Consider the following 9502-nt stretch of genomic DNA (forward strand, 5'->3'; position numbering starts at 1 on the left):
AAATTAAGTGTTTCATTGTAGACAATAACTCCTGATGTTTGTCCTAGGGCGAAAGTTGTGAATAGAACAACAACTGGAAGAAATAGATGAGAAATTTTCATGGATGATATTTGATTAAACCAAGATCATTTCTGAAATGATCTTGGTGTAAAATTATTACTCAGCAATTGTAAGAACAGCAGTACCACTACAACCTGATTCACCAGTATAAACACTTCCGTGTAAAGTTCTAGTTCCGTCGCTGTGACGAGTTTCAACTATGATGAAGCAAGGGCCATCCTCATCATTGGATGGGATCTCATTGTTTATAGTACTGGTAAACCCTGTGCCAAACACAAAAAAGAAAGCTAACATTAAAAATAGATTTTTCATAATTTTCTTGATTTTAAAGCCCGATAAATAGGCCTGATTAATAAATTATGGCAAAGTATTGGCAAAGAATTTTTGGCAAGGCGATCAGATGGCAAAGTAAAATAAAAATAAACCAGTACTGGTTTTGGAATTAATTCCTATCAAAATACTTATTTTGAGCCTTTGCCAAGCACCCTTGTAAATATCTTGATATCACAAACTTAGAAAAAAAAAATAAACACGTCAAATTTTTTAGAACAATTTTGTTAAGGAAATGTTAACTGTGGTAAAACCGTAATTTAATATGTTCTGATTAGTATAATTGATACGTACCCCCAAATCAACCTTGTGTTTAATTTTAATGTTTTATAAAATAAATTTATGACCAAGTCTTAAAAATATTTAATGTCCTTATCTTTGTAAATAGAAAAATTACTAATGAAAAAAGGAGTCTTACTTGTTAATCTCGGTTCTCCAGACAGTCCAGAACCAGCAGATGTAAAAACCTATTTGGGAGAATTTTTAATGGACGAACGTGTTATTGATGTGCCGCTTTGGGCCAGAACACTTTTAGTTAAGGGTATTATTTTAAACACACGCCCAAAAGCATCAGCTGCGGCCTACAAAAAAATCTGGTGGGATGAAGGGTCGCCCTTAATTGTTATTTCTGAACGCTTACAAAAAGGAATTCAAGAAAAAACTGAACTTCCGATTGCTTTGGCGATGCGCTATGGCAGTATGACCATCAAAAAAGGACTTCAGGAACTGGTAGACAAAGGAGTGGAAGAGGTCTTTTTGGTCCCACTTTATCCGCAATTTGCCATGGCAACCACTGAAACTATTGTGGTTTTAGCAGAAGAAATCAGAAAAGAATTTTTCCCACACCTAAAAATTACTGATTTAAAAGCGTTTTATAATCGTGAAGATTACATTACGGTGCTTTCCAATTCCATAGAAAGGCATCTAAAAAATCGTCCTTACGAGCATTTGTTGTTTTCGTATCACGGGGTTCCAGAACGTCATATCCGCAAACGCGACATCACTAAATCCCATTGTAAAATGGATGGTAGCTGTTGTATCACACCGTCGCCAGCGCACGAATTTTGCTACCGTCACCAGTGTTTGGAAGTGACCCGCTTGGTTGCTGAAAAGCTAAATTTAAAACCAGGAACATATTCCAGTTCTTTCCAATCACGATTAGGATTTGATCCATGGTTGACGCCTGCCACAGATTTGACCATTGAGCGTTTAGGCAAACAGGGTGTAAAAAATATGGCCATTGCCACGCCTGCCTTTGTGAGTGACTGTCTCGAAACATTAGAAGAAATTGCCATGGAAGGCGAAGAAATTTTCCATGAAATGGGCGGAAAGGAATTCACAACAATTCCGTGTTTAAATGATGACGAAGAATGGGTAAGCTTAGTTAGCGATTGGATTCATGACTGGGCAAATTCAGAAACCGTAACCGCGTAATGGCAAAGATTTCCTCACAAGATTTGGGTACACAACCCATTAGCAAGCTTTTGATAAAGCAGGCGCTTCCGGCATCCATCGGAATATTGGTGATGTCACTCAATATTTTGGTGGATACTATTTTTGTGGGGAATTGGATAGGTTCAACCGCTATTGCAGCCATCAATGTGGTGTTGCCCGTGTCGTTTTTTATTGCGGCATTGGGGATGTCCATTGGTATTGGCGGCTCGTCCATTATCTCAAGAGCTCTAGGTGCTGATAATTATGAAAAAGCCCTAAAAACCTTCGGCAATCAAATTACCCTGACCTTGGTATTGACCTTGACCATGGTGACTGTCGGCTTGCTTTTTGCAAATACCATTATTGATTCATTCGGCGGTAAAGGTGCTATTTTTGAACCTGCCAAAATCTATTATCAAATTGTGCTTTATGGCGTGCCTGTTCTGGCGCTTTGTATGATGGCAAATACCGTCATTAGAGCAGAAGGCAAGCCGAAATTCGCCATGTATGCCATGATGATTCCATCGGTCAGTAATTTGCTCATGGATTATATTTTCATCAATCTTCTAGATTATGGAATGGAGGGAGCTGCTTGGGCTACCACGCTTTCTTATGTGTTCTGTTTGGTATTTATCCTCTGGTTTTACAAATCTGATAAATCAGAGTTAAAAATTAACTTTTCGCATTTAGGCCTGAACTTTCCAATCGTAAAAGAAATCACTTCTTTGGGTTTTGTTACTTTGGCACGTCAAGCTGTAGTGAGCATCACCTACCTTTTTATGAACAATATTCTTTATGATTTGGGTGGTGAAACCTCAGTTACCTCTTATGCCATTGCAGGTAGGATGTTGATGTTTGCCATGTTTCCTGTACTTGGCGTTACACAAGGGTTTTTGCCTATTGCAGGGTTTAACTATGGCGCCAACAACTTCCAACGGGTTAAGGAAACCCTTAATACAGCTATCAAATATGCGGCTATTTTGGCCTCATTAGTATTTATTTTGTTGATGATATTTCCGGAAAATATTGCCAGAATGTTCACCTCAAATGCAGAAGTTCTGCGTCAGGCACCAAATGATATGCGTTGGGTATTTGCTGCAACCCCAATTATTGCATGGCAATTGATTGGTGCTGCCTATTTTCAGGCTATTGGAAAAGCTAAGCCAGCCTTATTGTTGACCTTATCTAGGCAAGGTTTTTTCTTTATTCCGCTCATTTTTATTCTGCCTCGGTTTTATGGCGAATTGGGTGTTTGGATTTCTTTTCCAATATCAGATGTCTTGGCAACCATTGTGACTGCTTATTTTTTAAATCGCGAAATCAAGAAGAATTTAATTCCTAAAGACGTTCAGTCATAGAATAATCCTTATTTTTAAATCCATAACCAATTCACTTTTTTATGCGATTTTCAATACTTTCAGTATTCTGCTTTTTTTTCATCGGTAGTCTCATTCAAAGCCATGCGCAAACATTTAATGAAGATCAATATTCTGCTTTAGAGTATAGATTGATCGGACCTTTTAGAGGCGGACGCAGTGCTGCAGTAACAGGCGTTCCCAACAATCCTAACCTTTATTATTTTGGCGCTACAGGTGGCGGAATTTGGAAAACTTCAGATGGTGGACGCTCTTGGGAAAACATTTCAGATGGTTTTTTTGGTGGTAGTATTGGCGCCATTTCAGTGTCTAAGAGTGATCCCAACGTTATTTATGTGGGCGGTGGAGAGAAGACAGTAAGAGGAAATGTGTCTTCTGGTTATGGCGTTTGGAAAAGTGTAGATGCAGGAAAAACATGGACAGAGTCTGGACTTAAAAACTCGCGCCATGTGCCCCGAATTGCTATAGATCCTAAAAATCATGACATTGTATATGCCGGCGTTTTAGGAAATATTTACAAGCCAACCCAAGAACGAGGTGTTTTCAAGAGTATAGATGGTGGAAAAACATGGAAAAAAACCTTGTTTGCCAATGAAAATGCAGGCGTGGTTGATTTATTAATAGATCCAACCAACTCTCGAATTTTATATGCCTCTACATGGAATGTGCATCGCACGCCTTACAGTTTGAGTTCTGGAGGCGAAGGGTCTGCACTTTGGAAAAGTACGGATAGTGGCGAAACTTGGACAGAAATCTCTACCAAAAAAGGATTTCCTGAAGGGATTTTGGGAATTATCGGTGTGACCGTTTCACCAATCAATAACCAACGTGTTTGGGCTATTGTGGAAAATAAAGAACAAGGTGGGCTTTACCGAAGTGATGATGGTGGTGATACATGGAGCCAGGTTAACAGTGAACGCAGTTTACGCCAACGTGCTTGGTATTATACACGCCTTTATGCGGATACCAAAGATGTTAATACCGTATACGTATTGAATGTCAATTATCATAAGAGTACAGATGGTGGCAAAACTTTTGACACCAGTAATGCTCCCCATGGCGATCATCATGATTTATGGATCGCCCCAGAAAACCCAGACCGGATGATTATTGGCGATGATGGTGGGGCACAAGTAACCTATGATGGTGGCGAAACTTGGAGTACTTATCACAATCAGCCTACAGCACAGTTTTATCGTGTGACGACCGACAATCATTTTCCATACCGAATTTACGCAGCTCAGCAAGACAATTCGACCATTCGTATTTCACATCGCTCTGATGGATATGCCATTTCAGAGGCCAATTGGGAAGAAACAGCAGGGGGAGAATCGGCACATATTGCAGTCGACCCAGAAAATGATGATATCGTTTACGGAGGCAGTTATGATGGATTTTTAACCCGAGTGAACCATAAAACAGGAACCGTTAGAGCTATTAACGTGTGGCCAGACAATCCAATGGGAGCGGGAGCAGAGGCTATGAAATACCGTTTTCAGTGGAATTTCCCTATTGTCTTTTCAAAACATAATCCGAATCGTCTATACACGTTTTCGCAAAATGTACATGTTACTGAAAATGAAGGGCAATCTTGGGAGGTGATCAGTCCTGACTTGACAAGGAATGATCCTGAAAAGCTAAAATCATCTGGAGGCCCAATCACACAAGACAACACTTCAGTGGAATATTACTGTACCATTTTTGCAGCGCAAGAATCACCTTTAAAAGAAGGACTGCTTTGGGTAGGAAGTGATGATGGCTTAATCCACGTGACCCAAAATGGCGGACAAACTTGGGAAAACGTGACGCCAAAAGGCATGCCTGAATGGATGATGATCAACAGTGTGGAGCCAAGTGCTTTTGATGCAGGCACCTGTTATGTGGCAGGAACAAAATATAAAACTGGCGATTTTGCGCCTTATCTTTATAAAACAACTGATTACGGAAAAACATGGACAAAAATCACCAATGGTATTCCAGCAGAACATTTCACACGTGTGGTTCGTGAAGATCCAAAACATAAGGGTTTGCTTTATGCGGGTACTGAAACGGGCATGTATATTTCCTTTGATGATGGCAAAAACTGGAAGTCATTTCAGTTGAATTTGCCAATCGTTCCCATCACTGATTTAGCCATCAAAGACAACAATTTGATTGTTGCCACGCAAGGCCGTAGTTTATGGATTATTGATGATTTAACCGTACTTCACCAGCTTTACGAATCTAATTCAAGTACGGAATCAGACTCAAGATTGTTTAAACCCAAAGACACCTACAGAATGGATGGTGGTAGTAGAAAGGGCAGTACAACAACGGGTACAAATCATCCAAATGGGGTAATCACCTATTTTCATTTGAACGATTATGACCAAAAGAAGGATACCATTTCATTGACTTATTTTGATAGAAAAGGAGATACCATAAAAACATTTTCCACCGCAAACATTAAGAAAGACAAACTTGAGGTCAGTAAAGGCATGAACCAATTTGTTTGGGACATGACCTATGATGGTGCCGAAAAATTGGACGGCATGATTTTATGGTGGGCCAGCTTAGACGGTCCACAAGCGGTTCCGGGAACCTATAAAGTTGGCTTAAATATCAAGAATGCTCTCTCATCTAAAGGCGTTGAGAAATCCCAATCTTTCACTATTGTAGCCGATCCAAGAGCGGAAAGTACACCAGCAGAAATGGAACAGCAGTTTGAGTTTATCACTGATGTGAACAAAACGATGGATGATGCACACCAATCCATCAAAAAAATCAAAAATATCAGGGAGCAATTGTCTGCTTTTGAAGCCCAATATAAAGACAATGAAAGCGTAAAGGATTTGCTCGAAAAAGCGAAATTATTAAAAGAAGAGTTTACTAAAATTGAGGAAGCGCTCTACCAAACCAAAAATAGAAGCGGACAGGATCCGTTGAATTTCCCTATCAAGTTGACCAATAAATTAGGCCATTTAAATTCCTTAGTGGGTATGGGCGATTTTGGGCCAACCGAACAGGATGTCGCCGTAAAGAATGAATTGACCTCAAAAATTAAAATAGAATTGGATGCTTTCAATAAATTAATGGATGATGAAATTACAGCGTTCAACACAGCATTCAACTCTAAAAATTTGAACTATTTATTTGTTGAAGATTAAAAATCTCTTTAAGAAAGCTTCTAAAAGAAACCTCTCAACGGTTTTCAAGATGACAGAACTAGACAACTATTCTCAATTTCTGTCATCTGGAGCATGTTGAGAGTTGCTTACAATTATACATATGGACTATTATAACTACATCAAATCTTTACATCTCATTTTTGTCATTACTTGGTTTGCGGGACTGTTCTACATTCCGCGCTTATTTGTGTATCAAATAGAAGCCTTCCATAAGCCATCTCCAGAAAAGGAAATTTTAGGCAAGCAACTTAAATTAATGGCCAAACGTTTGTGGAATATCATCACGTGGCCTTCTGCTATTTTGGCAACGGTATTTGCTATTTGGCTACTGATCTTACAACCGTATTGGTTACAACAAGGGTGGATGCATGTGAAGTTGCTTTTTGTGGTATTGCTCATCATCTATCATTTAAAAACTCACCAATTTTACAAACAGCTACAGCGCGATGAGGTAAAAAAAACGTCTAATTTCATGAGACTGTGGAATGAAGGTGCCACGTTTATATTGTTTTCTGTTGTGTTTTTAGTCATCCTAAAAAATGCGATCAATTGGATCTTTGGCGTTGTTGGGATTTTAGTTTTAGGAGTGCTATTAATGGTGGGCTTCAAAATCTACAAAAATATCCGCAAGAGAAATCCCAATGCTTAAAATTCGCCGGCTGTAATTAAGCAATCAATTCATTAGTCTGGAATAATCATTTGTAAGCTGACTATTATCGATCTATTGGAATTAACGATCAAGTCGTTTTTGGAGTGATTATTGCTATCTTTATCGCACTACAAATGTTTAGATGAAAATTAGACGACTCTCCTTACGCGTACGCATCTTTTTTGCAATGATCCTATTGGTGCTTATCGCTTCCATACTAATCGCATCAGTTACCATTTATCAATACAATGAAGAGGCACGAGACTATCACAGAGATCGTCTGGAGCGAAAGGAAAACAATATCAAGCGCAATCTTGATTTTGTAATTCGTGGAACAACCTGGGAAGTAAAGACTGAAAAGGTTCGATTGATTTTTAAGGAAGAAATTTATAAAATTGCAGATATCCACCAGAGTGAAATCAATATTTTTGATTTAGAGGGTGGTTTGTTGATGTCTTCAAAATGGAGTATTGAAGAGGATGCGTTTTCACAATGTTTAAGCCCCCAAATTTTAAATGTACTTTCCAATACGGCAAAACACCGCTATGTTGAAAAAACGACATTAAATGATCAAACCTATCAATCGTCTTATACGTACATCACCGACGAAAAATTCAAACCTATTGCCATATTAAATCTACCTTATCTTGAAAATGACGATTTTCTGAACAAAGAACTGAATGAGTTTTTAGAGCGCTTAGGTTATGCCTATTTTGCAATGTTGATTTTAGCGATTTTGTTGGCTTACTTCCTGTCAAAATATATTACCAAATCGCTTAAAACCATTAGTGATAAAATAAATGCAACGCGTTTAGAAAAACAAAACAAACGTATTGAAATCGAATCGTCCAGTGAGGAGATTGCCACTTTGGTGAATTCTTATAACAGCATGATTGACGAGCTGCAGGAAAGTGCGGTCAAGTTGGCTACTTCAGAACGTGAACAGGCGTGGCGTGAAATGGCAAAACAAGTCGCGCACGAAATCAAAAATCCGTTGACCCCCATGCGATTGAGCGTTCAAAGTTTTCAGCGTAAATTTGATCCTGAAGATCCTGAAATTCACCAAAAAGTTGACGAATATAGTAAAACACTTATCCAGCAAATCGATACGATGAGTTCTATTGCATCTGCTTTTTCAAATTTTGCAAAAATGCCTGCGCAACAAAATGAAATGCTCAATGTTGTTCAAATTGTAAAGTTGGCCTTGGATATCTTTAGTGAAGATTACATCGTTTTTGTGGCCGATGAAAAGGAAGTCATTTCCCAATTGGACCGGACACAATTGATACGTGTGGTGACCAATTTGGTAAAGAATGCTATTCAAGCTATTGAAGATGATAAAGATCCTAAGGTCGTGGTCAGTGTGATTTCTGAGAATAATTTGGTTAAAATTGCAGTGTCTGACAATGGTAGAGGGATTTCAGAAGAAAACATCCCGAGAATATTTGAGCCCAAATTTACTACCAAATCCAGCGGAATGGGTCTTGGGTTGGCAATGGTTAAAAATATCGTGGAAACTTACAACGGAACCATTACCTTTACTTCCCAAAGAGGAAAAGGAACCACGTTTACAGCCACTTTTCCAAAAGAATAAATCACAAACCTTTATCCGCTGTCACTTCTTGTGCTTGCAAGAGGCTCGACATGATGCTTTTAAATATAATAAAAATGTCTTACGAAAACATTCTATCCAAAACACATGACGGTATCACCACAATTACGATCAACCGTCCAAATAAGTTAAACGCCTTAAATAAAGCGACAATTAATGAACTTAACCAAGCCTTTAAGGTGGCTGATAAGGACAAAAAAACCAAAGTGATCATTATTACGGGAAGCGGTGAAAAGGCTTTTGTAGCCGGTGCAGATATTAGCGAGTTTGCTGATTTTGATGTAGCCGAAGGTGGAAAATTGGCGGCTAAAGGTCAAGAGCTATTATTCGACTATGTGGAGAATCTTTCTACGCCAGTTATTGCCGCAGTTAACGGCTTTGCACTTGGTGGCGGGTTGGAATTGGCAATGGCCTGTCATTTCAGAATAGCTAGTGACAATGCTAAAATGGGCTTACCAGAAACGTCATTGGGAGTTATTCCGGGGTACGGTGGCACACAACGTTTGCCGCAATTGGTCGGTAAAGGTCGCGCCATGGAAATGGTCATGACCGCCGGAATGATTGATGCTGACACTGCTAAAGCTTACGGATTGGTCAATCATGTCACCACACAAGAGGAGCTGATGCCTTTGTGCGAAAAGATTGCGGGTAAGATCATGCGCAATTCTCCAGTGGCTATTAAAGGCGCAATAAAAGCCATTAACGCAAACTACAAAGATGGCGTGGATGGGTTTAAGGTGGAGATCAAACAATTCGGGAAGTGTTTTGGCACCGATGATTTTACCGAAGGCACGACCGCTTTTTTAGAAAAGCGTAAGGCGGAGTTTCCGGGGAGATAGAAAATAGTAAACATCGATAATTAAAATAGCGACTA

At 39.2% G+C, this 9502-nt stretch carries 7 protein-coding genes; 6 read left to right on the top strand and 1 reads right to left on the bottom strand.

What is annotated here, in order from left to right; genetic code table 11:
- Nucleotides 1-156 precede the first annotated feature (156 nt).
- Nucleotides 157-354, bottom strand: coding sequence for a hypothetical protein (locus A9996_RS13255; protein WP_066435852.1), 198 nt, complete (start codon nt 352-354; stop codon nt 157-159).
- 435 nt (nt 355-789) lie between these two features.
- Here A9996_RS13255 and hemH point away from each other — a divergent pair, with 435 nt between their 5' ends.
- The 6 genes from hemH to A9996_RS13285 all read left to right on the top strand — a co-directional run bounded on the left by hemH (nt 790) and on the right by A9996_RS13285 (nt 9467).
- Nucleotides 790-1824 (top strand): ferrochelatase, encoded by a 1035-nt coding sequence (gene hemH, locus A9996_RS13260; protein WP_066435855.1) that lies wholly within the window; start codon nt 790-792, stop codon nt 1822-1824.
- Nucleotides 1824-3182 carry an MATE family efflux transporter gene (locus A9996_RS13265; protein WP_066435858.1) on the top strand — a complete coding sequence of 453 codons (1359 nt, stop codon included), beginning with the start codon at nt 1824-1826 and terminating at the stop codon, nt 3180-3182. The genes hemH and A9996_RS13265 overlap by 1 nt, the downstream gene beginning before the upstream one ends.
- 41 nt (nt 3183-3223) lie before the next feature.
- Nucleotides 3224-6346 carry a VPS10 domain-containing protein gene (locus A9996_RS13270; protein WP_066435861.1) on the top strand — a complete coding sequence of 1041 codons (3123 nt, stop codon included), beginning with the start codon at nt 3224-3226 and terminating at the stop codon, nt 6344-6346.
- Nucleotides 6347-6467: 121 nt separating this feature from the next.
- The gene (locus A9996_RS13275; protein WP_066435863.1) at nt 6468-7016 is read left to right on the top strand and encodes a CopD family protein; all 549 of its coding nucleotides are present in this window, start codon (nt 6468-6470) and stop codon (nt 7014-7016) included.
- A gap of 142 nt (nt 7017-7158) precedes the next feature.
- Nucleotides 7159-8610 carry a sensor histidine kinase gene (locus A9996_RS13280; RefSeq protein ID WP_066435866.1) on the top strand — a complete coding sequence of 484 codons (1452 nt, stop codon included), beginning with the start codon at nt 7159-7161 and terminating at the stop codon, nt 8608-8610.
- A 74-nt stretch (nt 8611-8684) separates the two neighbouring features.
- The gene (locus tag A9996_RS13285; protein WP_066435868.1) at nt 8685-9467 is read left to right on the top strand and encodes an enoyl-CoA hydratase/isomerase family protein; all 783 of its coding nucleotides are present in this window, start codon (nt 8685-8687) and stop codon (nt 9465-9467) included.
- The last annotated feature ends 35 nt before the right edge of the window (nt 9468-9502 follow it).

The organism is Gelidibacter algens (assembly GCF_001678675.1).
Taxonomy (GTDB): Bacteria; Bacteroidota; Bacteroidia; order Flavobacteriales; family Flavobacteriaceae; genus Gelidibacter; species Gelidibacter algens.

Bases quoted from the DNA above. Each gene is read 5' to 3' on its own strand.
- A9996_RS13255 (WP_066435852.1), bottom strand. From the start codon at position 354: ATGTTAGCTTTCTTTTTTGTGTTTGGCACAGGGTTTACCAGTACTATA.
- hemH (WP_066435855.1), top strand. From the start codon at position 790: ATGAAAAAAGGAGTCTTACTTGTTAATCTCGGTTCTCCAGACAGTCCA.
- A9996_RS13265 (WP_066435858.1), top strand. From the start codon at position 1,824: ATGGCAAAGATTTCCTCACAAGATTTGGGTACACAACCCATTAGCAAG.
- A9996_RS13270 (WP_066435861.1), top strand. From the start codon at position 3,224: ATGCGATTTTCAATACTTTCAGTATTCTGCTTTTTTTTCATCGGTAGT.
- A9996_RS13275 (WP_066435863.1), top strand. From the start codon at position 6,468: ATGGACTATTATAACTACATCAAATCTTTACATCTCATTTTTGTCATT.
- A9996_RS13280 (WP_066435866.1), top strand. From the start codon at position 7,159: ATGAAAATTAGACGACTCTCCTTACGCGTACGCATCTTTTTTGCAATG.
- A9996_RS13285 (WP_066435868.1), top strand. From the start codon at position 8,685: ATGTCTTACGAAAACATTCTATCCAAAACACATGACGGTATCACCACA.